The 25438-nt window shown below is 68.6% G+C and carries 22 protein-coding genes and 1 riboswitch; of the genes, 8 read left to right on the top strand and 14 right to left on the bottom strand.

What is annotated here, in order from left to right; translation table 11 throughout:
- Nucleotides 1-129: 129 nt before the first annotated feature.
- The gene (locus HW466_RS23195; protein ID WP_059448198.1) at nt 130-831 is read left to right on the top strand and encodes a DUF4136 domain-containing protein; all 702 of its coding nucleotides are present in this window, start codon (nt 130-132) and stop codon (nt 829-831) included.
- Between the two features lie 52 nt (nt 832-883).
- Here HW466_RS23195 and HW466_RS23190 read toward each other — a convergent pair whose 3' ends face one another.
- The 8 genes from HW466_RS23190 to HW466_RS23155 all read right to left on the bottom strand — a co-directional run bounded on the left by HW466_RS23190 (nt 884) and on the right by HW466_RS23155 (nt 8902).
- On the bottom strand, nt 884-1456 hold the full coding sequence (locus HW466_RS23190) for a TMEM165/GDT1 family protein (RefSeq protein ID WP_059448199.1): 573 nt from the start codon (nt 1454-1456) through the stop codon (nt 884-886).
- Nucleotides 1457-1534: 78 nt separating this feature from the next.
- A riboswitch (yybP-ykoY riboswitch) is annotated at nt 1535-1670 on the bottom strand.
- A gap of 96 nt (nt 1671-1766) precedes the next feature.
- The gene (guaD, locus tag HW466_RS23185) at nt 1767-3083 is read right to left on the bottom strand and encodes a guanine deaminase (RefSeq protein ID WP_151006377.1); all 1317 of its coding nucleotides are present in this window, start codon (nt 3081-3083) and stop codon (nt 1767-1769) included.
- The gene (locus HW466_RS23180; RefSeq protein ID WP_239006022.1) at nt 3080-3490 is read right to left on the bottom strand and encodes a hypothetical protein; all 411 of its coding nucleotides are present in this window, start codon (nt 3488-3490) and stop codon (nt 3080-3082) included. Before HW466_RS23180 ends, guaD begins: the two co-directional genes overlap by 4 nt.
- A gap of 26 nt (nt 3491-3516) precedes the next feature.
- Nucleotides 3517-4542 carry an adenosine deaminase gene (locus tag HW466_RS23175; RefSeq protein WP_059448201.1) on the bottom strand — a complete coding sequence of 342 codons (1026 nt, stop codon included), beginning with the start codon at nt 4540-4542 and terminating at the stop codon, nt 3517-3519.
- A gap of 18 nt (nt 4543-4560) precedes the next feature.
- Nucleotides 4561-5565 (bottom strand): xanthine dehydrogenase accessory protein XdhC, encoded by a 1005-nt coding sequence (gene xdhC / locus HW466_RS23170; protein WP_059772207.1) that lies wholly within the window; start codon nt 5563-5565, stop codon nt 4561-4563.
- Nucleotides 5566-6177: 612 nt separating this feature from the next.
- Nucleotides 6178-6690: a disulfide bond formation protein B gene (locus tag HW466_RS23165; RefSeq protein WP_059448203.1), complete on the bottom strand. Its 513-nt coding sequence runs from the start codon at nt 6688-6690 to the stop codon at nt 6178-6180.
- 147 nt (nt 6691-6837) lie between these two features.
- The gene (locus tag HW466_RS23160; RefSeq protein ID WP_174906069.1) at nt 6838-8214 is read right to left on the bottom strand and encodes an amidase; all 1377 of its coding nucleotides are present in this window, start codon (nt 8212-8214) and stop codon (nt 6838-6840) included.
- A gap of 7 nt (nt 8215-8221) precedes the next feature.
- Entirely contained in the window at nt 8222-8902 is a 681-nt protein-coding gene (locus HW466_RS23155) for a GntR family transcriptional regulator (protein ID WP_059543694.1), read from the bottom strand.
- 277 nt (nt 8903-9179) lie between these two features.
- On the opposite strand from HW466_RS23155, the gene HW466_RS23150 reads away from it, so the two are divergent.
- Nucleotides 9180-10367 (top strand): gamma-glutamyl-gamma-aminobutyrate hydrolase family protein, encoded by a 1188-nt coding sequence (locus HW466_RS23150; protein WP_059448206.1) that lies wholly within the window; start codon nt 9180-9182, stop codon nt 10365-10367.
- Nucleotides 10368-10481: 114 nt separating this feature from the next.
- Nucleotides 10482-11183 (top strand): DUF2968 domain-containing protein, encoded by a 702-nt coding sequence (locus HW466_RS23145; protein ID WP_174906070.1) that lies wholly within the window; start codon nt 10482-10484, stop codon nt 11181-11183.
- Between the two features lie 75 nt (nt 11184-11258).
- Here the strand turns inward: HW466_RS23145 and HW466_RS23140 are convergent, their stop codons facing one another.
- Complete coding sequence (locus HW466_RS23140; protein ID WP_174906071.1) at nt 11259-12176, bottom strand: hypothetical protein; 918 nt, start codon at nt 12174-12176, stop codon at nt 11259-11261.
- Nucleotides 12177-12525: 349 nt separating this feature from the next.
- Here HW466_RS23140 and tcuC point away from each other — a divergent pair, with 349 nt between their 5' ends.
- The gene (gene tcuC / locus HW466_RS23135) at nt 12526-13821 is read left to right on the top strand and encodes an MFS transporter (RefSeq protein ID WP_063550777.1); all 1296 of its coding nucleotides are present in this window, start codon (nt 12526-12528) and stop codon (nt 13819-13821) included.
- Between the two features lie 78 nt (nt 13822-13899).
- Here the strand turns inward: tcuC and HW466_RS23130 are convergent, their stop codons facing one another.
- Nucleotides 13900-15738 (bottom strand): tetratricopeptide repeat protein, encoded by a 1839-nt coding sequence (locus HW466_RS23130; RefSeq protein ID WP_420908222.1) that lies wholly within the window; start codon nt 15736-15738, stop codon nt 13900-13902.
- Between the two features lie 130 nt (nt 15739-15868).
- Between HW466_RS23130 and HW466_RS23125 the strand changes: the two genes are divergently transcribed.
- Entirely contained in the window at nt 15869-17524 is a 1656-nt protein-coding gene (locus HW466_RS23125) for an FAD-dependent monooxygenase (RefSeq protein WP_059507139.1), read from the top strand.
- Between the two features lie 8 nt (nt 17525-17532).
- On the opposite strand, the gene HW466_RS23120 is transcribed toward HW466_RS23125, so the two are convergent.
- The 4 genes from HW466_RS23120 to HW466_RS23105 are packed head-to-tail and all read right to left on the bottom strand — an operon-like array spanning nt 17533 to nt 22835.
- The gene (locus HW466_RS23120; protein WP_059868964.1) at nt 17533-17784 is read right to left on the bottom strand and encodes a formate dehydrogenase subunit delta; all 252 of its coding nucleotides are present in this window, start codon (nt 17782-17784) and stop codon (nt 17533-17535) included.
- Nucleotides 17785-17791: 7 nt separating this feature from the next.
- Nucleotides 17792-20743, bottom strand: coding sequence for a formate dehydrogenase subunit alpha (fdhF, locus tag HW466_RS23115; RefSeq protein ID WP_151006455.1), 2952 nt, complete (start codon nt 20741-20743; stop codon nt 17792-17794).
- Nucleotides 20744-20760: 17 nt separating this feature from the next.
- Nucleotides 20761-22338: a formate dehydrogenase beta subunit gene (locus tag HW466_RS23110; protein WP_174906073.1), complete on the bottom strand. Its 1578-nt coding sequence runs from the start codon at nt 22336-22338 to the stop codon at nt 20761-20763.
- Nucleotides 22335-22835 carry an NAD(P)H-dependent oxidoreductase subunit E gene (locus HW466_RS23105; protein ID WP_059448214.1) on the bottom strand — a complete coding sequence of 167 codons (501 nt, stop codon included), beginning with the start codon at nt 22833-22835 and terminating at the stop codon, nt 22335-22337. The genes HW466_RS23110 and HW466_RS23105 overlap by 4 nt, the downstream gene beginning before the upstream one ends.
- A gap of 131 nt (nt 22836-22966) precedes the next feature.
- On the opposite strand from HW466_RS23105, the gene HW466_RS23100 reads away from it, so the two are divergent.
- From HW466_RS23100 to HW466_RS23090, 3 genes are all read left to right on the top strand, one after another.
- Nucleotides 22967-24073, top strand: coding sequence for a substrate-binding domain-containing protein (locus HW466_RS23100; protein WP_151006634.1), 1107 nt, complete (start codon nt 22967-22969; stop codon nt 24071-24073).
- A 101-nt stretch (nt 24074-24174) separates the two neighbouring features.
- Nucleotides 24175-24444 (top strand): hypothetical protein, encoded by a 270-nt coding sequence (locus tag HW466_RS23095; RefSeq protein ID WP_060118172.1) that lies wholly within the window; start codon nt 24175-24177, stop codon nt 24442-24444.
- A 312-nt stretch (nt 24445-24756) separates the two neighbouring features.
- The gene (locus tag HW466_RS23090; protein WP_059507146.1) at nt 24757-25110 is read left to right on the top strand and encodes a DUF4148 domain-containing protein; all 354 of its coding nucleotides are present in this window, start codon (nt 24757-24759) and stop codon (nt 25108-25110) included.
- Nucleotides 25111-25438 lie beyond the last annotated feature (328 nt).

Raw genomic sequence — 25438 nt, 5'->3', positions numbered from 1 at the left:
GCCATTGTACAAAGGCTTGCGGCTGTGTGCCGGGCGAACTTTTTACCGGTTCCGGCAGTCCGCGTATTATCGGCATCCCGTGCAGTTCGCGCGGTGCGACGAACGGGTGACGGATCGACGAGGATCAACATGAAACGCGAATGGATTCAACGCGGTGCGGGCTGGGCGGCGGTGCTGTGCGTGGCGCTGCTGACGGGCTGCACCAGCTACGTGACGACGCAGGTCACGGCCTTCTCCGACTGGAGCGGCAGCGACGCGACACGCACTTACGCCTTCACGCGCACCGATGCGCAGAAGCACAGCATCGAGCAGTCGACCTACGAGCCGATCGTCGCGAACGAACTGTCTGCGTACGCATTCCGGCAGGTGCCGGCCGCGCAGGCGCGCTATCTGGTCGGGCTGGCCTACGGGGTCGGCAGCGACCTGGTGACGGTGCCGCAGCCGGTGTACTACGACCCGTGGTTCATCGGGCCGGGGCCTTACTGGCGGGGCGGGCCGTGGGGACCGTGGGGGCCCTGGGGGCCGATGCCGGCGGGCTACGTCGCGCAGACTTATCAGGTCTTCGACTACACGCTCGGCATCCGGATCACCGAGCGCGCGACCGGCAAGGAAGTCTATAACGTGACCGCGCGCACCACCGGCGACAACGGTGCGCTGCTGTATGCGATGCCATTTCTCGCGCGCAGCGCGCTCGCGGATTTCCCGTTGGCGAACGGTGCGATCCGCACCGTGCGGCTGCCCGTCGACAAGCGCGGCGGGCCGGCCGCGCCGGCCGCCAACGAGCGTGCGGTACCGGCGGTGCCCGCATCGGGCGCGGCCGTCGCGAAGTAACGCGGTAGCGACACCGGCGCGGCAGCCTTGCCGCGCCGTCTGCCTGCGTGCATCAGGCCCCGACGCCCAGCAGCGCCAGCGCGCCGAGCACGACGAACAGCACGGCCGCGATGCCGTGCACCAGCTTCGTCGGCAGGCGGTGCGCGAAACGATCGCCCAGCAGGATCGCGGGCACGTTCGCCAGCATCATTCCGAAGGTCGTGCCGGCCACCACGCCGATGTAATCCTGGAAGCGCGCGGCGAGCGCGACGGTCGCGATCTGCGTCTTGTCGCCCATTTCAGCGAGGAAGAACGCGACGAGCGTCGCGCCGAACACACCGAGCCGCGAGCGGTTCGCATTGGCTTCGTCCGCATCGAGCTTGTCCGGCACCAGGATCCACAACCCCATCGCGATGAACGAGAACGCGAGCGCCCAGCGCATGATCGACGGCGTGACGAGCGCGCCGAGCCATTCGCCGAGCGCACCGGCGAAGCCGTGGTTCACGAGCGTCGCGACGAGCACGCCGAGAATGATCGGCACGGGCTTGCGATAGCGCGCGGCCAGCACGAGGGACAGCAGTTGGGTCTTGTCGCCGATTTCAGCGAGGGCGACGGCGCCGGTGGAGATCAGGAAGGCTTGAGACACGTACGGGGTTCCACGGGCCGATGTTGTGCGTGCGAGCGACGATCCGCCGCGCGCCGGGCCCTGATGCGGCGCGCAGTGAACCATCGGTCTCGCCAGGCCTCGGTGGCTGCGCCCGCCATGGCCGAACGGCCAAGTCTGTTGACGGACGCCTCCGTCACGATGCGCGCCGGGGGCGGGACATCGAGCGGAGCGGCTACTCCCCAATGAGCGGCGAATTCTAGCACGGCGCGTGGCGCGCGCGGCGCGAATCCGGTTGCGCCGGCATGCGCCGTGGCGCACGCCGGAGCGGACATGGGCGAGTGCGAGTGAGTTACGCGGCGGCGCGGCGTGCGGCACCGCGCTCGTGCACGAGCCGGCCGGCCGCATACGTGCGGTAGACGGCGCGGTCGTCGCCGAGCAGCGCGAACGCGAACAGTAGCTCCTCGAGCGACTCCGCGCGTTTCGTGCGGCGCGCGAGCAGCGGCGTGGCCTGCGGGTCGAGCACGACGAAATCGGCTTCGGTGCGCGGCGCGAGCGTGCCGACCGTGTCGGCAAGATCGAGCGCCTGCGCGGCGCCGGCCGTCGCGAGCCAGAACATCCGCGTCGCGGTGAGGTGATGGCCCGACAGCCGCGCGACCTTGTGCGCCTCGTTCATCGTCTGCAGCATCGAGAACGACGTGCCGCCGCCGACGTCGGTGGCGAGCGTCACGGGCACGTCGAATTCGCCGGCCTTGTCGAAGTCGAACAAGCCGCTGCCGAGGAAGAAGTTCGACGTCGGGCAGTGCGCGACGACGGTGCGCGTCTCCGCCATCCGGCGGCGGTCCTCGTCGTCGAGATGAATGCAGTGGCCGTACACCGCGCGCGGGCGCAGCAGTCCGTAGCGATCGTAGATGTCGAGATAGCTGCGGTGCCCGGGGAACAGCTCGGCCACCCATTTCACTTCGTCGACGTTTTCCGCGACGTGACTCTGCACGAACACGTCCGGATGGCGCCGCGCGAGTTCGCCGCACGCCTCGAGCTGCGCCTCGGTGGACGTCGGCGCGAAGCGCGGCGTGAGCGCATACATCTGGCGGCCCTTGCCGTGCCAGCGGTCGATCAGCTCCGCGCTGTCGTCGTAGCCCGATTGCGCGGTGTCGCGCAGGAACTCGGGGCAGTTGCGGTCCATCAGCACCTTGCCCGCGATCATCCGCACGTCGCGGGCGTCGCTGGCCGCGAACAGCGCTTCTGCCGACTGCTTGTGCACGGTGCAATAGACGAGCGCGCTCGTCGTGCCGCACGCGAGCAGCTCGTCGACGAAGAAGTCGGCGACCTCGCGCGCATGTTCCGGATCGCCGAACTGGCGCTCCGTCGGGAACGTGTATTTGTCGAGCCACGGCAGCAGGCCGGGCGCCGGCGACGCGATCATGTCCGTCTGCGGATAGTGAATGTGCGTGTCGATGAAGCCGGGCACGATCAGCTTGTCGCGCAGGTCATGGACGACCGCGTCGCGCGCGAGCGTCGGGGCGAGCCGCGCATGCGGGCCGGCCGCGACGACCTTGCCGTCGTCGACGATCAGCAGGCCGTCGGTCTCGTAATTCGCGGCCTGGCTCGATTGCGCCGGGTCGCCGTTGAAGGTCAGCAGTTGGGAACGGAAAGCGGTTTGCGTCATGACGAATGGTCCTGCATCAAGGTAAGGCGAACAGAAGAAATCGGTCGGCGCCGCGCGGGCGGCGGCATGGCGGTCGCGGCCCTGACGTGCGCGATGCAGCGAAGCACGAAGGCCTGGCGCCGCGGATGGCGATCGCGCCCGCGAGCAGGGCGTCCGTCATCGCCGGGTTGCCGGTTGACGGCATCGCGGTCGCGGCGGCGATCGTGGCCGCATCCGCATCCGCATCCGCGACCGGCGGGCTGCATCACGTGCCGCCACGACAGGTTTCGGTGCGCGACTTCGCCCGGTGCCGCCGCCACGCGGGCGACGGGCGCGACGCCCGCGTGCGTGCGCGGTGCATGTACGCGGCCGGTGTGGCGCAGGGCCGAACCGATCGCCACCAAGCGGACGTCGTCGATGTGTTTCATCTGTCCGGGAGCCTCGATGCCGGCCGTCACGCGGCGTGCCAGTACGAATCGAGACGCGCGATCAGCGCATCACGCTGCGCGGCGTCGACGAACGACGCCTCGAAGCCGTTGCGGATCACCGTATGCACTTCGGCGTCCGTCAGTTGCAGCCCGTCGACCGTCGCGAAGTAGTTGTCGTTCACGTAGCCGCCGAAATAGGCCGGATCGTCCGAGTTGATCGTCACCGCGACGCCGCGGTCGAGCAGCGCCTTCAGCGTGTGCTTCGCCATGTCGTCGAACACGCACAGCTTGAGGTTCGACAGCGGGCAGACGGTGAGCGCCGTGCGCGTGCGCGCGAGGCGCTCGACGAGCGCCGCGTCCTCGATGCTGCGCACGCCATGATCGATCCGGTCGACCTTCAGCACGTCGAGCGCTTCGTAGATGTAGGCGGGCGGGCCTTCCTCGCCCGCGTGTGCGACCAGCTTCAGCCCGAGCGCGCGCGCCTTCTCGAACACGCGCGCGAACTTCGTCGGCGGATGGCCGAGCTCGGAAGAATCGAGACCGACGCCGATCAGCCGGTGGCGGTAGCGTTCGAACAGCGGCAACGCGGATTCGAACGTCGCGAGCGCATCGTCCTCGGACAGATGGCGCAGGAAGCACAGGATGAGCTTGCTCGACAGCCCGCGCGGTTCGGCATCGGCGAGCGCGCGATCGATGCCGGCAACGACCGTCTCGATCGGCACGCCGCGTTCGGTGTGCGTCTGCGGGTCGAAGAACAGCTCCGTGTGGACGACGTTGTCGGCGAGTGCGCGTTCGCAGTACGCGGCCGTCATGTCGTAGAAATCCTGCTCGGTCAGCAATACGCTCGCGCCGGCGTAATAGATGTCGAGGAACGACTGCAGGTCGGTGAACGCATACGCGGCGCGCAGTGCGTCGATCGATTCGTACGCGAGTTTCACGCCGTTGCGCTGCGCGAGCGCGAAGATCAGTTCGGGCTCGAGCGAGCCTTCGATATGGATGTGCAGCTCGGCTTTCGGAGCGCGGGCAATCTTTTCCTTGAATGTCGGGGTCATGGCGTTGTTCTTGGTCGGTCAGAATGTAGGGGAAGCCTGCGTGTGCGCGTTTGCCTCGACGGCCTGCAGCAACTGCGCGGCCACCGAGATCGCGATGACTTCGGGTGCCTTGTCGACGATGCCTTCGACGCCGATCGGGCATCGCATCCGCGCGAGCTGGGCAGGATCGATGCCGATCGCCGCCAGCCGATGATCGAACTGCGCGCGCTTGGTCTGCGAGCCCGTCATCCCGAAGTACGCATAGTCGCCGCGGCGCAGGATGCGCTCGGCCAGCATGAAATCGAGTGCGTGGTCGTGCGTCATCACGACGAAGTACGCGTGCGGCGGCGCCGTATCGACGGCATCGGCCGGGCTGGGTACTGCGTCGATCGCGAGATTGCCGATCCCGGCCAGTGCGTCGGCAGGCGGGAACACCGCGTCGGGCCCGTCGATCCAGTGCACGTGGCACGGCAATGTCGCCAGCACCTTCACGAGCGCGGTGCCGATGTGTCCCGCGCCGAACAGCACGACGGGGAACGCATGCGGCGCGATCGTTTCGGTCATCAGCGACACGCCGCCGGTTTCCCACAGCAGGCAGTCGGCGCGCGCCGCGGCCGATTCGGGCTCGCTCAGCAGCGGCGCACCCGGCGAGGGGCCGAATGATACGCTACGCACGGTCGCGGCGCCCGCCGCGACGCGCTTCGCGAGCGACATGATCCAGCCGAGGTCGCCGACGTCGAGCCGCTCGAACGCGAGCACGACCGCGCCGCCACAGCACTGGCCGAGGCTCGGGCCGAGCGCGAGCCGTTCGAGCCTGCGCGCGTGGGGCACGTGCGCGCCGTCCTTCAGCAGGTGCCGCGCGATCTCGATCGCCTTCCATTCCAGATGACCGCCGCCGATCGTATGGCGGGCCATGTCGCGTGTGACGAGCATCTTCGTGCCGGCCTCGCGCGGCGCGGAACCGTCGGTATGCGCGACCGTCACGAGGACGGCCGCTTCGCCGTGCGCGAGCAGTTGCTGCAGATCGCCGAGCCAGGCTTCCATCAGCACGCTCCGGTCGGGACGACGCGGCACGACGCGCGGCGCGGGCTGGCGGGCGCGGCGGCAACGAAGATGGGCGAGAGGAACGCGGGCCGGCTGCGCGGCCGATTCGATGCGGGTGCGGTGCGCCGAGGACGCGCGCGGACACCGCCGCGCGACATGCGGACGCCATGAGGGTGACGGATGCGGATGGTTTGCGTTGTCATGATGAATCCAGTCGACATTGCGGATCGGGCGCGCGTTACGCAGGAGGTGAGACCGCTGGCCTCGCGCACGTAGATCGCCATCCAGTCGCGAAGATAGCACCGCAACGCGGCGGAAACATTGCCGGGCGGTGATCCGGGCTATCAGACGGCGATCATGTCGATCATAGGCCCGCCGCGCGGAATCGGGGCGCCGATGCGCGGGCATCGCGCCGGAACGCATGCGGGGCGGGCGTGCGCGCGAATGTCGTGCGCGGCGCGTTCGCCCGGAAAGGCGGGTTGCGGCCGGGGTAGGTGTTTACGAGCGGCCGGCAGGACGCGGCCGCGCTGGAGCCGCGCCGGTGCAGCCGGGCGAGCCGCGCGCAGCGCCGCGCGCGGCCTCGGCCGAACGGCCGGCGCGTGGCGCGTGCTGTCAGCCAGCCAGCTTGCGACGATGGCGCCAGAGGCTCGCGGCGACGGCGATCAGGATCGCGGCGAAGCCGATCAGTGCCCAGCCCGGCAGCAGGATGCCGAAGATCGGCGGGTAGACGGTCTCGCACAGGCCGGCGACCTTGAACATGCCGGGGAACCACTGAGCGGGCGGCAGGCTGTCGACGATCGGCTGCAACGTGTCGAAGCCGCAGCTGAAGCCCGGATTCATCTGGATCGACAGGTGCCGCGCGGCCGTGCCGACACCGCCGGCCGCCGCGATCGCGATCAGCAGTTCGAGCACCCAGATGCCGCGCCAGTTGCGCATCCCGGCCGCCAGGAACGCGAAGATCCCGATCGCCGCGAAGAAGTAGCGCTGGATGATGCACAGCGGGCACGGATCTTCGTTCTTCACGTACTGCAGGTACAGCGCGCCGGCCAGCAGGGCGATGCACACCCATCCGAGCAGCATCAGCAGGCGGCGTTCACGGCGGAGTGCGAGCGTGGAGTCGTTCATGTCGGCGGGATTCCTGTCGTTGGTCGGTCCGATAAACAATCGCGCGATTTTAGCGCGAACGATCTGGCACGAAACTGACGGCGCGCGTGCGGCAACCTGCCGCAGGCGCTTCGCGCGGGATCTCCCGCCGCCATTGCACCCGGGCGCTCACCGGATCGTGTTCAGCACGGCTTCGACCGCCTGGCCGATCGCGAGCAGCGCGTCGTCGCGATGCGGCGCGGCCGCGAGCATCAGACCGACCGGTGCCGCGTCGCGCGGATGGCACGGCAGCGACAGCGCGCACGCGTCGAGGAAATTGAACGCGCTCGGGTTGCGAAGGATCAGCGCGTTGGTGCGCGTGAAGGCGGCGTCGTCCGCCTCGAGTTCGGCGATGCGCGGCGGCACGATCGGCACCGTCGGCGCGACGAGCGCGTCGAAGCGCGACCAGACCGTGTGCGCCGCTTCGTCCAGCATCGCCTGGCGGGCGGCGAGCAGGTCGAGATAGTCGGCCGCGCTGGCCGGCTCGCCCTTCAGGATGCGCGAAAGTACGCGCGGGTCGTATTGGTCGCGGTGCTGCGCGAGCAGCGGGCGATGCCACGCATATGCCTCGATCGGCGAGAAGCCGAAGCGGTTGATGTCCGGCAACCGGTCGAGCGCGGAAAAGCGTACTTCCGTGACGATCGCGCCGGCGGCCTCGAGGTGTTTCAGCGATGCGTCGAGCGCGGCGGCGACGTCGGCATCGACGCCGTCCGTCACATAGTTGGTCAGCACGCCGAGCCGCACGCCTTCGAGCGGCCGCGCGGCCGGCACGTGCGGTTCGAGCCCCGCCAGCATCCGGTCGACGAGTGCGCAGCAGGCCACCGTCAAGCCGATCGGGCCGAACGAGTCGAGCGTGGTCGACAGCGGCACGCCGCCTTGCGTCGGGATCCGGCTCGCGGTCGGCTTGAAGCCCGTGAGCCCGCACAGCGCGGCCGGAATGCGGATCGAGCCGCCGGTGTCGGTGCCGAGCGCGACGGCCGCCATCCCGTCGGCGACGGACGCCGCCGCGCCCGACGACGAGCCGCCGGCAATGCGCGCGTCGCCCGGCACGTCGCGGCGGTACGGCGAGCGCGGCGTGCCGAAGTGCGGATTCAGGCCGAGCCCCGAGAACGCGAACTCGCTCATGTTGGTGCGGCCGACCAGCACCGCGCCCGCACGCTTGAGCCGCGCGATGGCGACCGCATCGGCCTTGGCGGGCGGCGCACCGTCGAGCACGCGCGAGCCGGCGCGCGTCACCTGACCCGCGACGTCGAACAGATCCTTCACCGACACGGGAATGCCGGCGAGCGGCGACAGCACGGTGCCCGCGGCACGCAGGCGGTCGTGGGCATCGGCGGCCGCGCGCGCGTTGTCGGCGTCGACTTCGGTGAAGACGGCCGCACCTTGGCCGGACGGATCGGCGATCCGTTCGAGCGCGACGTCGACGAGCGCGCGGCTCGTGGTCCTGCCCGCGGCGAGGTCGGCGGCGAGCTGGGCGAGCGGGGGGAAGGGCGTGAAGGCGGTCATGGGCGGCTCAGGGACGAAGATGTTGGACAAGGGTGGCGCGAAACGAATCGATATGGCGTTCGACGGCCGTGCGCGCGCCGGCTGCATCGCGCGCGGACAGCCGCTCGAACAGTTCACGGTGCTCGCGCTGGACGTCGGACAAGTGGTGCGGCTCGGACAGCGTGACGAACCAGAAGCGCAGCGAGCGTTCGTGCAGCGCGCGCAGGATTTCCGCGAGCACGGTATTGCGTGCCGCCGCGGCCACGGCCTGATGAAACGCGCGGTCCAGCGCCATCATGCCCTCGACGTCGTGCGTGTCGACGCACGCCTGCCCGTCGTCGAGCAGCGCGGCCATGCGCGCGAGATCGTCGGGCGTCGCATGGCGGGCGGCGAGTTCGACGCAATGCGCTTCGTTGATGCGGCGCACGTCGGTCACCGCGACGATGTCGTCGAGCGACAGCGGCTGCACCATGAGGCCCTTGCGCGGCATCACGGACAGCAGCCCTTCGAGCACCAGCCGGTGAACGGCCTGATGCACGGGCGTGCGGCCGATGCCGGTGCGTGCGACGAGGTCGGCTTCATTGAGCGCGGCGCCGGGCTTCAGGCGCATCGTGATGATGTCGCGCTGGATCAGCGCATACGCGCGATCGGCGAGGCTGACCGCCGATGCGGCAGGCGGGTCGCGCGGGGCGTCGGTCAGGGCGTTCATCCAGGCGGCGGCGCGGTGGCCGGACAGGGCGCGATCATGGTGCGGGCGAGCGGGGAGCATGGGCAATGCATGAATATTATTGTGATATATCACTGCTGTCCAGTTTGCCCGGGCGACTATCGAATCCATGAAATGGGTCCGGCGACATGCCATGCGATCGATGCGACGAGTTGCAACAATATCGACAGGATGTTGCTCGTTTACCGCGCGATCGAGCACTGAAGCATAATGAATCCTCGTCAATCCACACGCGCGAGCGACGTACCAGCCCATCGTCATGAGCGAAAACACGCCTTCCCCGGCCGGTCTGCCCGGCACCTCGTCCGCTTCCACCGATTCCCCCCGTTCCGGTCCCGCGCATACGCCGGAGACGCCCGCCGCTCAGGCCGCCGCCGCGCAGGTCGTCGCGGCGGACGGCGCATCGCCCGTCACGGCGGCGTCCGAACCGGGCGCTGCCGGCACGACAGGCGCCGCTGCCGACGGCAGTGCAGTGCCGCCGAAGCCCGGTGCCGCACCGCCCGGTTTCGGCGCGCAGCCCGATTTCGACACGCCGCGCCCGCCGCCCGCGAGCGCGCAGAACGCGCCGCCCGCATACCTGAAGCAAAGCGACACGCCGTGGTCGGTGTTCGGCCGGATCGTCGCGGCACGCGCGCGCCGGATCTTCGATCGCGCCGGCCAGCGGATCACGCAGCGTACGCTGCGCATCGGCGTGTCGGCGCGGATCTTCCATCCCGAGCCGGGCGCGAAGGGGCTGCGCGGCAAGACGCTGCAGTATCTCGAGGAATCGATCGCGCATTGGGTGATGTCGCGCGACGTGCTCGTGTTCATGATTCCGACTGTCGGTCACCAGGGCATGCTGCATCCGAGCAACATCCGTTTGCGCGACTACGCGAAGCATCTCGACGGCCTGCTGCTGCAAGGCGGCGCCGATGTGTCGCCGCAAACTTACGCGGCGTCGGATGCGCGTCCCGAATGGCCGGGCGACCGCGTGCGCGACATGTACGAGCTCGAGCTGTTTCACGAGTTCGTCGAGTCCGGCAAGCCGGTGCTCGGCGTGTGCCGCGGCTGCCAGTTGATCAACGTCGCGTTCGGCGGATCGCTGTACCAGGACATCGCGACGGATGTGCCGACCGCGAATCCGCACGTGAGCGAGCATTACGACCAGCATCGCCACGCGATCCGCTTCCCCGACTCGTCCACACTCGCCAGCATGTTCCCGGGGCGCAGCGAAGCGATCGTCAACTCGATCCACCATCAGGCGATTCGCGATCTCGGCCGCGATCTGAACATCGAAGCCGTGTCGGCCGGCGACGGAATCATCGAAGGCATTCGCTACCGGCGTGCGCCGTTCGTCGTCGGCGTGCAATGGCACCCGGAGTTTCATCGTGCCGGCGGCGCCGAGCTGCTCGACTGCACGCCGCTGCTCGATGCATTCCTGCGCGCGGCACGCGAAACCCGCCTTTGATCCGCTTTTCCATTGCCGCGCAGGAGGGCCGGCCGCATCGCGATATTTTCGAGATGCGGTCGTTCCGTTTTGAACGATAATCGCGACTCCCGATTCGTTCGCCGGAGTCTGACGTTGGCCTTCCGAGATTTTTCCCCTGCACGATGCGCAACGTGGATCGTTGCGCTGGCCGCCTGCGCGCACGCTGGCGCCGCGTGGTCCGAGGCGACCGCGCCGGTCGCTGGCACGCGTCCCGCGATGACGAGCCTGAGCGGCGATGCGGCGGCTGCGGCGGCGGCCTCCGCCGCCTCCGCTCCGGAGGCCGGCGCACAAGGCAACGTCGCCGAACTCACGCAGATGCTGCACGACGGACGCATCGTCGAGATGCGCACGACCTACAACGGCAGCTATGGCGCGAGCTTGATGTTCGATCCACGCGAGATGACGTATTACGTCGCGCTGTTTCAGGACAAGCATCTGTGGCGCGTGATCAGATCGCAGGAGAAGAGCCGCGCGGAGATGGTGTACGCGAATTTCGTCCAGCAGACGGTGCAGCTCGCGGACGTCGAAATTCGTCGCACCGAACTCGAGGCGCAGAAGGCTTTCCTCGAACGCGTGATTGCGCTGCAGGCGAATCGTGCGCAGCAGTTGCAGGCTGATCTGAATGTCGCGCGCGGTCAGCAGGCCGAGGTTGCGCAGCGGCAGAAGGCGGCGCAGGAGCAGGCGCGGGCGCTGCAGATCGAAAAGCGGGCGGCACAGGTGCAGTTGCGCGATCTGCAGGAGCAGGTGCGGCAACTCGAGCGGCAGTCCGAATCGGGGCTGCCCGTGCACAAGTGACGATTTGGTCCGATGGATCGTCGCACGAACGAAAACCCGGCGAAGACTGCTTCGCCGGGTTTTTTATCGGGTGCGTCAGCGGGTGAGCGTGCCCGGTGCGTCGGTGAGGCGGCGGTGGGACAGTTGCGCCGTCCAGTCGAAACCGGCGCCGGGCGCTTCGGCCGCGGGTGCGGGGCGATCGGCGTGCAGCGCGTTCGCCATCGCGATGAGCGTGAGCGGATCGTCGAGCGAGTCGAGCGGGGCGCCGGGATGCACGGGCGAACCGACGCGATCCGACGTCGGCGTGCGCGACGCGTGCTGCGTGACAGCCGGGCGGGCGGCGAATCGCGGCGCGGAAGGTGCGTGCACGCGTGCCGTAGTCGTGCGCCTGTCGTCCGGCCGATGCGGCGCTGCGGCAGCGACGCGCTGAGCCTGCGATGCCGTGTCGACGTGTCGCGATGCTGGATGAACCGTCGCAACGCGTGCGACGGGCGACGCTGCGGAAGGCGTCGCAACCGGTCGCGCCGCGATGGTCGACGTCGGCGCGATGTTCGACGGGGCGGGGGCCACCGCGGCGGTTTGCACGGCACGTTCCGGCGCGACGTCGGCGATCTGCACCGCCGGCGCGAAACCCGGGAACGGCTCGTGCGCGGCGATCAGCCAGCCGATGATGCCGAGTGCGCCGATGCTCCAGCAGGCGGCGTGCCGCGCACGCCGGTCCTGCGTGCGACCGGCGGCGCGCTCGAAGGGCTGGCCGACCGCGCGGGCCGCAACGGCCGGTGCGCGGGCGGGCACCGGCCGCGTTGCGGGCGGCGATTGCCAGTGGCACGTGCGATGCGGCGCTTCGACGTCGATGCATGAGGTCTTCAGGACGGCAACGCAGCGCGGGCCGCGCCGCGTACCGGGCGCGCCGCGGAATGTCCATTCGCGGCCGAACGGCGGCACGCCGTCGAGCGGCGCGACACGAGGGCGGGCAAGCCGGCCTTCGACGGAAACGAGGGGCGTCGGGATCATGAGGGCGGTACGCGGTGCGACACGGGCAACGATGCCGGCCGCGGCGCGAATAGCGTGGCAAGTCTTGACATTGTGGTCAGTCGACGGCGACCGGTCGATCAGATCAATCTGATTTTGATGCGTTTTTTGAGGCGATTCGTACGAGACACGCGTGGCGGCGGCGATCGCGGCCCCGGCCCAAGGCAATTGTCGGCTCCGCGTGGCATCATTGGCCGACCATGCCGGTGCGCGCATCGTCGCGCGGTGTGCCGCCGGCTGGCAGCGACGTTCGTGCGCGCCGGTCCGGTGCCGCGCGCATCGTCCGATCCACGCGGCGCCGATGTCGCGCCACCCGCACCGGGAGAACGACATGTCAACAGCAGCACACGCCGTCACGCAGGAATCGAAGGTTCGAACCGTGTTCCGGGTCGTCAGCGGCAACTTCCTCGAAATGTACGATTTCATGGTCTACGGGTATTATGCGTCGGCCATCGCGAAGACCTATTTTCCGAGCGGCAACGCGTTCGCGTCGCTGATGCTGTCGCTCTCGGTGTTTGGCGCGGGCTTCCTGATGCGCCCGGTCGGCGCGATCGTGCTCGGCGCGTACATCGACCACCACGGCCGCCGCAAAGGATTGATCCTCACGCTCGGACTGATGGCGCTCGGCACGCTCGCGGTGGCCGCGATACCCGGCTATGCGACGATCGGCGTGCTCGCGCCGGTGCTCGTGCTGCTCGGCCGGTTGCTGCAGGGCTTTTCAGCGGGCGTCGAGCTGGGCGGCGTCTCGGTCTACCTGTCGGAGATCGCGACGAAGGGCCACAAGGGTTTCTATACGTCGTGGCAATCGGGCAGCCAGCAGGTGGCGGTCGTGTTCGCGGCGTTCGTCGGCGTGCTGCTGAACCGCGCGCTGCCGGTCGAGGACATGACCGCGTGGGGTTGGCGCATTCCGTTTCTGATCGGCTGTCTGATCGTCCCGTTCCTGTTCCTGATTCGTCGTTCGCTGAAGGAGACCGACGAATTCCTCGCGAAGCGCCACCGTCCGACGATGGGCGAGATCATGCGTTCGATGCTCGCGAACTGGGGCGTCGTGATCGCCGGCATGGGGATGGTGATCATGACGACGGTGTCGTTCTACATGATCACCGCGTACACGCCGACGTTCGGCAAGGAAGTGCTGCACCTGTCGTCGCTCGACGCACTCGTGGTGACCGTCTGCGTCGGCCTGTCCAATCTCGTCTGGTTGCCGCTGTCGGGCGCGCTGTCGGATCGCATCGGCCGCCGCCCGGTGCTGATCGCATTCACGGTGCTCACGCTGCTGTCGGCCTACCCGGCCGTGCTGTGGCTCGTGGCCGATCCGTCGTTCCTGCGCCTGCTGGCGGTCGAGCTTTGGCTGTCGTTCCTGTATGGCTCGTACAACGGCGCGATGGTCGTCGCGCTGACCGAAGTCATGCCGGCCGACGTGCGCACGGCCGGCTTCTCGCTCGCTTACAGCCTCGCGACGACGATCGGCGGTTTCACGCCGGCGATCTCGACGTTGCTGATCCACCAGACGGGCAACAAGGCGGCGCCGGGGCTGTGGCTCAGCGTCGCCGCGATCTGCGGATTGATCGCGACGCTCGTGCTGTATCGCACGCCCGAGTCACGCAACCAGTACAAGGCGACCTGACGCCGCCCGTGTTGCATCGCGTCGAATGAACAACGGGAGCGCATTGCGCTCCCGTTGTTCATCTGCGTGCGGCCGCGCTCAGGCGTCGTGTAGCGCGGCGGCGACCGCTGCCGCCACGTCGAGCCATTGCCCGGTGGCGGACTGGCGGACGAGCCTCGCGTGCGGATACCACGGGCAATCGTCGCCGGTGAACCAGCGCCAGTCGGCCGCGAACGGCAGCATGATCCACAGCGGCTTGCCGAGCGCGCCCGCGAGGTGCGCGACCGCGGTGTCGATCGTGACGACGCCGTCGAGCCGTTCGATCAATGCGGCCGTTTCGGCGAAGTCGCGCAGTCGCCCGTCGAGGCGATGCACGCGCGGATGCGCGTCGACGCGCGCGCGTTCGTCTTCGTCGAGCGCCGGTTGCAGCACGATCCAGTCGATGTCGGACAGTGCGAGCAGCGGCGCGAGCGCGTCGAACGGCATCGAGCGGTTCTCCTGCGCCTGCCGGCGCCCTGACCACGCGAGCCCGAACTTGCGCTTCGACTGGCCGCCGAGTGAGCCGCGAAAGCGCCGGCGTGCGCTGTCCGGCACGTCGAGGTAGCGCCTGCCCGCGACGATGTCGGCCGGCTGCAGGCCGAGCAGGAACGGCAGGCTCATCAGCGTGCATGCGATGTCCGCCGCGGGCGGCTTCGCGGCGCCCTGTGCGACGAGCGCCACGCGCCAGCGTGCCGCGGCCGGCGTGAGCAGCGTGACGAGTTCCGGCTGCACTTCGAGCACGACGCGCGCGCAGCGCTCGCGCACGAGCGGCACGAAGCGGACGAACTGCAGCGTGTCGCCGAAGCCCTGTTCCGCGCGGATCAGCAGCGTGCGCGACGTGATCGGCTCGCCTTGCCAGCGCGGCAGCGTGCCGAGCGGCGTTGCGCCCGGCGTGTCGTGACGCGCTTCGTACGCGGGCAGGCCGCGGGTGAAGTCGCCCAGCGTCAGCAGTGTGACGGCGCGATGCAGGTGCGCGAGTTTGAGGTCGGGCGCGACGCGCAGCGCCTGGTCGAACGCGCGCAGTGCCATCTCGTGCGCGCCGAGTGCGTGATGCGCGTTGCCGAGGTTCAGCCACGCGAGACCGAACGACGGATCGAGGCCGACCGCGCGTTCGTAGTACGGCAGCGCTTCGCGATGCCGTGCCTGTGCGCACAGCGCGTTCGCGAGCCCGAACAGGGCGAGCGGGAACGGCGGGTGCAGCGCCAGCGCGGCTTCGAATGCGGCGGCGGCTTCGCCGTGACGGCCGAGCGCCTCGAACGTGTTGCCGAGATTGAAATGCGCGGCGACGAAACGCGGCTGCGCGGCGATCGCGGCCTGGAAGTGCGCGATCGCGTCGTCGGCCCGGCCGATCGCGTTCAGGGCCATCGCGAGATTGTTGTGCGCACCGGCATGCCCGGGCCGCAGTTCCAGGGCGCGACGGAATGCGGCGATCGCGTCGTCGTGGCGGCCGAGCGCATTCAGCGCGTTGCCGAGATTGTTGTGGATCGATGCGTCGTCGGGCGTGAGCTCAAGTGCGCGGCCGAACGCGTCGAGCGCATCCTCGTGGCGCTGCAGCGCCGCATACGCGTTGCCGAGGTTGTAGTGTGCAAGCGGAAATTCGGGCGCGAGCGTCAACGCGTTGCGAAAGCGATCGATTGCTTCGTCGAGTCGGCCGAGCGCTTTCAGTGCGTTGCCGAGATTGAGCTGCAGCGCCGCATCGTTCGGGCGCAGCTCGACCGCGCGCCCCACGAGGTCGGCCGCCTCGGCGTGCTGGCCCTGCTGATGCCGCAGCACGCCGAACAGATGCAGTGCGTCGGCGTCGGCCGGATTGGTGGCGAGTGCGGCGCGATAGCCGTGCTCGGCCTCGGCGAGGTGGCCCGCGCGATGCGCGGCATACGCTCGGTCGAATGCGGAATCCATGACGCGAAAACTGACGGAAAACACGTATTTTCCCACACTGCGCGCGGGCGGCCCGGATCGGCCGATCGGCATATGGCCCCGTCACGCGGAGCGGCGTAGACTTGCACAATCGCGTGTCATCGAGGTTCTCATGGCTGACACACTGCTCGATATCCCGCCCGTGCTGATCGTCGGCGCGGGCCCGACCGGCCTTGCCGCCGCAATGGCGCTCGCGCGTGCCCGCGTTCCGGTGCGCATCATCGACCGGCTTGCCACGCCCGCGCCGTATTCGCGCGCGATCGGCATCCAGGCGCGCACGCTCGAACTGCTGGAGCAGCATCGCGCGGTCGAACCGTTTCTCGCGTTGGGTCATCGCGCGCATGCCGCCGCACTGCATGCCGACGGCCGCGTGATCGCACGGCTCGATTTCGATCCGCTGCAAACGCGTTATCCGTATCTGCTGTTTCTCGACCAGAGCATCACCGAACGGCTGCTCGCCGAGCACCTGGCCGGATTCGGCGTGACGGTCGAACGCGGTGTCACGCTGACCGCGTGCGACGCCGGCGCTACGTCGCTCGACGTGACGCTTCGCGGTGCCGACGGCCGCGAACAGGCGTTCGCGCCGTCGTACCTGATCGCTGCCGACGGCGCGCACAGCACGGTGCGTCACCTGCTTGGGCTGGGCTTCGCCGGTCATGCGTTCGAACAGACCTTCCTGCTCGCCGATTTTGCCGCGATACCCGGCTGGCCGGACGAGGAGATTCACCTGTTCACGACGCCCGACGGCATCGCGGGGCTGTTTCCGATGGGCGGCGGCCGCTACCGGCTCGTCGCCGACCGGCCGCCTGGCGACAGCGCATCGCCCGATGCGCCGCCCCCGACGCTCGAGGAATGCGATGCGATCGTGCGCGCTCGCGTCGGTGCGTCGATCGCGCCGAGCGATCTCGCGTGGTCGGCGTATTTCCGCCTGCACAGCCGGATGGTCGACCGGCTGCGTCACGGGCGCGTGTTCTTCGCGGGCGACGCCGCGCACGTGCACAGTCCGGCGGGCGCGCAGGGCATGAATACGGGCATCCAGGAAGCGTTCAATCTCGGCTGGAAGCTCGCGCGCGTGCTTGGCGCGGGCACGCCGGAGCGGCTGCTCGACACGTATCACGCGGAGCGCCACCCGATCGAGCGTGACGTATTGCGGCAGACGGGCTTCATCACGCAGATCGTCGAAGCCGACCACGGCGCGATGAAGCTGCTGCGCGATCACGTCGTGCCGCTGCTGGCGTCGTTCGGGCCGGTGCGCGATGCGGTGCGCCGCACCGTCAGCGAGCTCGGCGTGCAATACCGGAAAAGTCCGCTCACGCTCGAACGCGTGCTCGATGGCGGGCCGCGCGCAGGCGAGCGTGCGCCCGACGCGCTCGTGCACGTGATCGACGGGCCGCTCGGACGGGCACCCGGGACGGCGCGACTATACGACTTGCACGACCCGGCGAGCTTCACGCTGCTGCTGCTCGAGGAGCCGCCCGATGCCGACGCGGGCGATACGGGCGACGTTCCGCCAATGCCCGCGGACGCGCGTGCGCTCGCCGAAGGCCTGGAGCGGATCATGCCGGGAGCCGTGCGAACCTGGCGCGTCGCCGATGCCGAAAGCGACGGCGCCGACGGGCTCGCGCAGGTATATGGCCGTTCGAGGCCGTCGTTCTACCTGCTGCGTCCCGATGGCTACATCGCGGTGCGCGGCCGCACCGCTACCGACGCGAACGCGCTGCTGCGCCATTGCGAAAGCTGGTTCGCGGGCATGCCGGTGCCCGCGTAGCGGGGCACTCAGGCGGGGGCCGCAGCCGGCGTGAGCGACGCGCGGTGCGCGGCGATCGCGTCGCGCACGATCGGCGCGGCGCGTTGCGCGGCTTCGTTCGACGGATCGTCGAGCGCGGCAAGTAACGCGCGCCGCATCCGCGGCTCCCAGAAGCGCCGGATGTGTTCGGCGATTCCGGCCAGCGCTTCTTCGCGATCGGGCATCGATTCGAAGAACGCGCCGATCTGGTTGGCCATGTCGATCAGGTGTCCGATGTCCATCGCGTCCTCACTTGCCCGTCGTCGCGGCGGCCGTCGTCGCGGCGCGGCGCTCGAGCAGGTCGAGCTGCTCCGAGTTGAAGCGTGCATACGCGCGCTGCCAGTCCGACGGCTGCGCAACCGGCATCACCTGCACGGCCGTGACCTTGTATTCCGGGCAGTTCGTGGCCCAGTCGGAGCTGTCCGTCGTGATCACGTTCGCCCCCGACTCGGGGAAGTGGAACGTCGTGTACACGACACCGGGCTGCATGCGGTCGGACACGAGCGCACGCAGCACCGTCTGGCCGGCCCGCGATTCGATGCCGACCCAGTCGCCGGTCCGGATCCCCCGATCCTGCGCATCGTGCGGATGAATCTCGAGGCGGTCTTCTTCGTGCCACCGCACGTTCTCGGTCCGGCGCGTCTGCGCGCCGACGTTGTATTGCGACAGGATGCGGCCCGTGGTCAGGATCAGCGGATAGCGCTGCGTGACCTTTTCCGGCGTCGGAATGAACTGCGTGATCACGAACCGGCCCTTGCCGCGCACGAACGCGTCGATGTGCATCGTCGGCGTGCCGTCCGGTGCCTGTTCATTGCACGGCCACTGGATGCTGCCGAGCGCATCGAGCTTCTCGTACGACACGCCCGAGAAGGTCGGCGTGAGCCGCGCGATCTCGTCCATGATTTCCGACGGATGCGTGTAGTGCATGTCGTATCCGAGCGCTTGCGACAGCAGCAGCGTGACTTCCCAGTCGGCGTAACCCGCAAGCGGCGGCATCACCTTGCGCACCCGCGAGATGCGGCGTTCCGCGTTCGTGAACGTGCCGTCCTTCTCGAGGAACGTCGAACCCGGCAGCAGCACATGCGCGTACTTCGCGGTTTCGTTCAGGAAGATGTCCTGCACGACGATGCATTCCATCGACGATAGTGCGGCCGCCACGTGTTGCGTGTTCGGGTCCGACTGGACGATGTCCTCGCCTTGGCAGTAAAGCCCCTTGAAGCTGCCGTCGAGCGCCGCGTCGAACATGTTCGGGATGCGCAGCCCCGGTTCCGGTTGCAGCGTGGCCGACCACGCCGCCTCGAACTGGCTGCGCACGGTTGCATCGCTGATGTGCCGGTAGCCCGGCAGCTCGTGCGGGAATGAACCCATGTCGCACGAGCCTTGCACGTTGTTCTGTCCGCGCAGCGGATTGACGCCCACGCCTTCGCGGCCGATGTTGCCCGTCGCCATCGCGAGGTTCGCGATGCCCATCACCGTCGTCGAGCCTTGCGCGTGTTCGGTCACGCCGAGGCCGTAGTAGATCGCGGCGTTGCCGCCCGTCGCGTAAAGGCGCGCGGCTTCGCGCACCAGCGCGGCCGGCACGCCCGTCACGTCCGCCGTCGCTTCCGGCGAATTTTCGGCACGCGACACGAAATCGCGCCATTGCTCGAACGCACGCGTGTCGCAACGCTCGGCGACGAACGCATCGGCGACCAGCCCTTCCGTGACGATCACGTGCGCGAGCGCGTTGACCATCGCGACGTTGGTGCCGGGGCGCAACTGCAGGTGGTACGTGGCCTTCACGTGCGGGCCGTCGACCACATCGATACGGCGCGGGTCGATCACGATCAGCTTCGCGCCTTCGCGGATGCGCCGCTTCATGCGCGAGCCGAACACCGGGTGGCCGTCGGTCGGGTTCGCGCCCATCACGACGATCACGTCGGCCTGGCCGACCGACGCGAAAGTCTGCGTGCCGGCCGATTCGCCGAGCGTCGTCTTCAGGCCGTAGCCGGTCGGCGAGTGGCACACGCGCGCGCAGGTGTCGACGTTGTTGTTGCCGAACGCGGCGCGCACGAGCTTCTGCACGAGGTAGGTTTCCTCGTTCGTGCAGCGCGACGACGTGATGCCGCCGATCGAATCGCGGCCGTACTTCTGCTGAAGCTTGCGGAACTGCGTCGCCGCGTACGTGAGTGCCTCTTCCCAGCTGACTTCGCGCCAAGGGTCGGTGATCTTCTCGCGGATCATCGGCTTCGTGATGCGGTCCTTGTGCGTCGCGTAGCCCCACGCGAAGCGGCCCTTCACGCACGCATGGCCTTCGTTCGCGAGGCCGTTCTTGTGCGGTGTCATGCGCACGACCTGCGTGCCCTTCATTTCGGCCTTGAACGAGCAGCCGACGCCGCAGTACGCGCAGGTCGTGACGACCGAGTGCTCGGCCTGGCCGAGCTCGACGACGGACTTTTCCTGCAGCGTCGCGGTCGGGCACGCGGCGACGCAGGCGCCGCACGATACGCATTCCGATGCCATGAACGATTCGCTTTCGCCGGCGGCGACGCGCGATTCGAAACCGCGCGCGGCGATCGTCAGCGCGAACGTGCCCTGCGTTTCCTCGCACGCGCGCACACAGCGGTTGCAGACGATGCACTTCGACGGATCGTACGTGAAGTACGGATTCGATTCGTCCTTCTGCTCGCGCAGGTGATTCGCGCCGTCGAAACCGTAGCGCACTTCGCGCAGCCCGACCACGCCCGCCATGTCCTGCAACTCGCAGTCGCCGTTGGCGGGGCAGGTGAGGCAGTCGAGCGGGTGATCGGAGATGTACAGCTCCATCACGTTGCGGCGCAGGGACTGCAGCCGGTCCGACTGCGTGCGAACCTTCATCCCGGCTTCGGCGGGCGTCGTGCACGATGCCGGATAGCCGCGCCGGCCTTCGATCTCGACCAGGCACAGACGGCACGAGCCGAACGGTTCGAGCGAATCGGTCGCGCAGAGCTTGGGCACGTTGATGCCGGCTTCGATCGCGGCGCGCATCACCGACGTGCCGGCCGGCACCGTCACCGGCTGGCCGTCGATTTCGAGCGTGACGTCGGTATCGGCATGCCGTTGCGGCGTGCCGTAGTCGGTTTCGTCGAACGGATCGCGCACGCGCGCCTGGGCGGCGCTCTTGCACGCGCATTGGCCCGAGCCGCAGCCGCCTTGGCGGACGTTGTTCGTGTCGAGGGACATTCAGGGCTCCTTCTGGGTCAGGCCGCGGCCTTGACCGGACCCGACGCGGCTTGCTTGCCGGCGGCGAGCCCGAAATCTTCGGGGAAATGGTCGAGCGCGGACAGCACCGGGTACGGCGTCATCCCGCCCATCGCGCACAGCGAGCCGGCGAGCATCGTGTCGCACAGATCGCGCAGCAGCGTGACCTGTCGTTCCGACGTATCGCCCTGGCGAATGCGCGCGATCGTCTCGACGCCGCGCGTCGAGCCGATCCGGCACGGCGTGCACTTGCCGCACGATTCGATCGCGCAGAACTTCATCGCATATTCGGCGAGCTCGGCGAGATTCGACGTGTCGTCGTGCAGCACGATGCCGCCGTGACCGACGACCGCGCCGATCGCCGTGTATGCCTCGTAGTCGAGCGGCACGTCCCACTGGTGTTCGGGCAAATAGGTGCCGAGCGGGCCGCCGACCTGCGCGGCGCGCGCCGGCCGGCCGCTCGCCGTGCCGCCGCCGTAGTCGAACAGCAGCTCGCGCAGCGTGACGCCGAACGCGAGCTCGACGAGGCCGCCATGGCGGATGTTGCCCGCGAGCTGGAACGGCAGCGTGCCGCGCGAGCGGCCCATCCCGTAGTCGCGATAGAACGCGGCGCCGCGCGCGAAGATCACCGGCGCGGTCGCGAGCGTGATCACGTTGTTGATCACGGTCGGTTGGCCGAACAAACCGGCGAGCGCGGGCAGCGGCGGCTTCGCGCGCACGACGCCGCGCTTGCCCTCGAGCGATTCGAGCAGCGCCGTTTCCTCGCCGCACACGTACGAGCCGGCCCCCTTTGCGACGTGCAGGTCGAATGCGTGCGCGGAGCCGAGCACGTGTTCGCCGAGCCAGCCGGCTTCACGGGCGCGCTCGATCGCGGTTTCGAGTGCCGCGATCGCGTGCGGGTACTCGCTGCGCACGTAGATGTAGCCGAGCGTCGCGCCCGTCGCGATGCCCGCGATGATCATTCCTTCGATCAGGCAGTACGGATCGCTTTCCATGATGAGGCGATCGGAGAACGTACCCGAATCGCCTTCGTCCGCGTTGCACACGATGTACTTCTGCGTCGCGCTGGCCTGGCGGACGGTGCGCCACTTGATGCCGGCCGGGAAGGCCGCGCCGCCGCGGCCGCGCAGCCCCGATTCGATCAGCAATTCGCATGCGGTGCCGCCGTCGAGCGAGAGCGCGTTCTTCAGGCCGGCGAGGCCGTCATGCTTCAGGTAATCGTCGATCGACAGCGGATCGGTCAGGCCGATGCGCGCGAACGTGAGGCGCTGCTGGCGCGCGAGATAGGGCAGGGCGTCGACGAGTCCGATGCCGCTGGGATGCGCGCCGCCGTCGAGCCAGTTCGCGTCGAACAGGGCGGGCACGTCCGCGGCCGACAGGTTCGCATAGCCGACGCGCCCGGCGGCCGTGCCGACCTCGACGAGCGGCTCGAGCCAGAGCAGCCCGCGCGAGCCGTTGCGGATCAGTTCGATCGCGACGCCGCGCCGCTCGGCCTCGGCCACGATCGCGGCGGCCAGGGCGTCGGCGCCGAGCGCCAGCGCGGAAGAATCGCGCGGAACGTAGATGCGGGTCGTCATGCGGCCTCCGGGGCGTGGGCGGTCGCGTCGGCCAGCAGGCGGTCGAACTTTTCCGGCGTGACCTTTGCGTGCAGCACGCCGTTGATCGTCATCGACGGCGATTGCGCGCACAACCCGAGGCAGTAGACCGATTCGAGCGCGACGTCGGCCGGCGCATGCGCGTCGGCGCCATCGCCGTGCGCCGCGTCGAACCGGCAACCCGTGCGCGCTTGCGCATGCTCGGCCAGCGCTTCGCAGCCCATGCTGCGGCACGCCTCGGCGCGGCACATCTGGATCGTCACGCGCGCGGGCGGCGCGGTACGGAAGTGGTGATAGTAGGTGAGCACGCCGTGCACTTCCGCGCGCGACAGATTCAACGCCTTCGCGAGCGGCGCGACGCAGCCTGCCGGCACGTAGCCTGCATCGTCCTGGATCGCGTGGAGAATCGCGACGAGCGAGCGGCCGGCACGCGCGTGGCGCTCGACGAGCGCGTCGGGCGCGGGGGAATTCGGGGACATCGGTTATGCTCCTCCAAAGCCTCATATGTGCTTCTGATTCATATAGTGCACATCGGGACTTCGTCCTGATTGATTTTGAGCAACGATAAGCGGAAGATTTCGCAGTCGCAATAGGAAATCGGAGTACATAATTGGTTCGAATCGAATGCGACGCGTATCTGACCGTGCGCGACACGGAGGGTCGGACGGCGAGCCTGTCCGACGTCGCACCGTTGCTGGAGCTCGTGGCCGACACGGGCAGCATCGCGCAGGCCGCGCAGGCGAAGGGCCTGTCGTATCGGCACGCGTGGGGCATGCTGCGGGCGCTGGAGGCGTGCATCGGCGGCGAATTGATCGAGACGGCGCGCGGCAAGGGATCGACGTTGTCGGAGCTTGGACAGGCCGTCGTCGACGCGCAGCGGCTCGCGCGCAGCCGTCTCGACGGAAATCTGCGCGCGCTGGCAGCCGAGGTGGCGAGCGACCTGAACCGGCGGCTCGCACAGCGCGACGGCGCCGTGCGCATCCATGCATCGCACGGCTACGCCGTCGCGACGCTGGTTTCCGCGCTCGTCGATGCGCAGTCAGCCGTCGACATCAGGTATCGCGGGAGCGTCGAAGCCGTGCAGGCACTCGCGCGCGGCGAATGCGAACTGGCCGGTTTCCATCTGCCGCGCGGCGCGTTCCGCGAACAGTGCGCGCAGATCTATCGACCGTGGCTCGACGACACGCGCCACGTGCTGATTCACCTGACGCGTCGCCAGCAGGGCTTGTTCGTGCCGCGCGGCAACCCGAAGCAGGTCGGCGGGCTCGCCGATCTTGCCCGCCACGACATCCGCTTCGTCAACCGGCAGCCGGGCTCGGGCACGCGAGTGCTGCTCGATCTTGCATTGCGCGCGATCGGCATCGATCCCGAGCGTATCGACGGTTATGCGTCGGCCGAACTTACGCACCGGGCGATCGCCGCGTTCGTCGCGAGCGGGATGGCGGATCTCGGCTTCGGCGTCGAGCCGGCCGCCCATCACTTCGGGCTCGACTTCATCCCCGTCGTCGACGAAGACTATTACTTTGCGTGCGAACGCGCGCAGCTCGACTCGCGACCGCTCGCTGGCGTGCTCGCGTTGCTGCGCGATGCGCGCTTCGTCGAGCGCGTCGCGCATCTCGACGGCTACGATCCGGCCGCGTGCGGGACGCTCGCCAGCGTCGCGGAAGGATTCGCCGGCACCGCCGCGCACGGCATGCCGGACGGCAACGCACGGTAACGAGGGCGCGTGCGAACCGCGCTGCAGCAGTGAGGGATTTGCGCTACGCTTGCCGTTTGATCAACGTTCCAACAAGCACGCCGTTCAGGCGTCATCCCGCCATGAAACTTTCCGTTCCCTTCGCCACGGCAGCGTTGACCGCAGGGCTTCTCGTCGCCGTTTCGCCGTTGGCGCTCGCGCAGAATTCACCCGGCGTGCCCGGCGGGATCCTGAGCGAGCAGTTCCGCCTGAACGAGCATCCGCAGATGCCGTTCGCGGCGTCGGCGCCGTCGCAGAAATACCAGAGCGGCAAGAAGTCGGCATTGCGCCGCAAGGGCGACATGGGGGACCCGAACGGCTGCAATCTGAAGTGCCCGATGGACACTCAATGAGCGAGCGCTGACGTGCCGCGTTGTCGCGGCCGCGATCGTTTGTCCGGGCCGCGCCGATGCCGCGCGGTTCGTTTCGAGCCCCGCAGGGCGAGCTGCCCTGCGGGGCTCATGCTTTGTGGCTGTGCATCGCGTGATGCGAGCGCGCAGTGCCGGAGCGGGGTGCATACACCATGCTAGGGTTAACCCTTGTTTCAGGAAGGATGCCTTCCTGAAACCTGCCTTATTCTTAAGCATGCGCCTACATAAACTTCGGTTTGTCAGCGATGAACGGGTGTTCACCGCGAAATCAGACAAATCTGGAGGTAGGTCATCATGAAGTCGCTCGTTCAAGCCGTTGTCGTTGCTGCCGCTCTCGTCGCCCCGGTCGTGTCCTTCGCGCAGTCCGGCTCGGCACTCACCCGCGCACAGGTTCGCGCTGAACTGGTTCAGCTCCAGCAGGCCGGTTACAACACCGCCCGCGGCGAAGATCCGCACTATCCGGAAGCGATCCAGGCCGCCACGGCGCGTGTCGCGGAGCAACAGCGCAGCGCGCTCGCCCAGGCGCAGCGCACCGACGCCAGCGGTTACGGCGCGCAAGGGCAGGGCGCGTCGGCATCGGGTTCGCGCGCGATCGGCGTGCGCCCGGCCAGTGAAGAAGAAATGAAGTCGCTGTATCGCGGCAGCTGAGCAACATATCGCCCGGTGACGCGTGTTGCGGGCGCAATGACGCGTCGCGACGCGCGACACGAGGCCGCCCGCCGCGTTTGAGCGCCGTGCGGGCGGCGCCGTCCGTCCGATACCTCCTGCCGCTCGAATACCGGCGGCATTCCGTCCGGCCCGTTCAGGGCTGGGCGCTTTTTCGGAAGGCGCGGGACGTTCGGCTTCTTGTGCAACAAAATCTATGGTCAGCCCGATTTTTGCAAGCGAGGCAGTGTTGACCTAAAGTGGACTTGCTCGAATCTATCCGGGGTCGTGGATGGGAAAGATCCCGCCCCATGATGGGAGCCGCACCGGA

Source organism: Burkholderia territorii, from assembly GCF_902833055.1.
Classification (GTDB): domain Bacteria; phylum Pseudomonadota; class Gammaproteobacteria; order Burkholderiales; family Burkholderiaceae; genus Burkholderia; species Burkholderia territorii.
The sequence above is the reverse complement of the archived record's forward strand: the minus strand, read 5'-3'. Positions and strand labels throughout refer to the sequence as shown.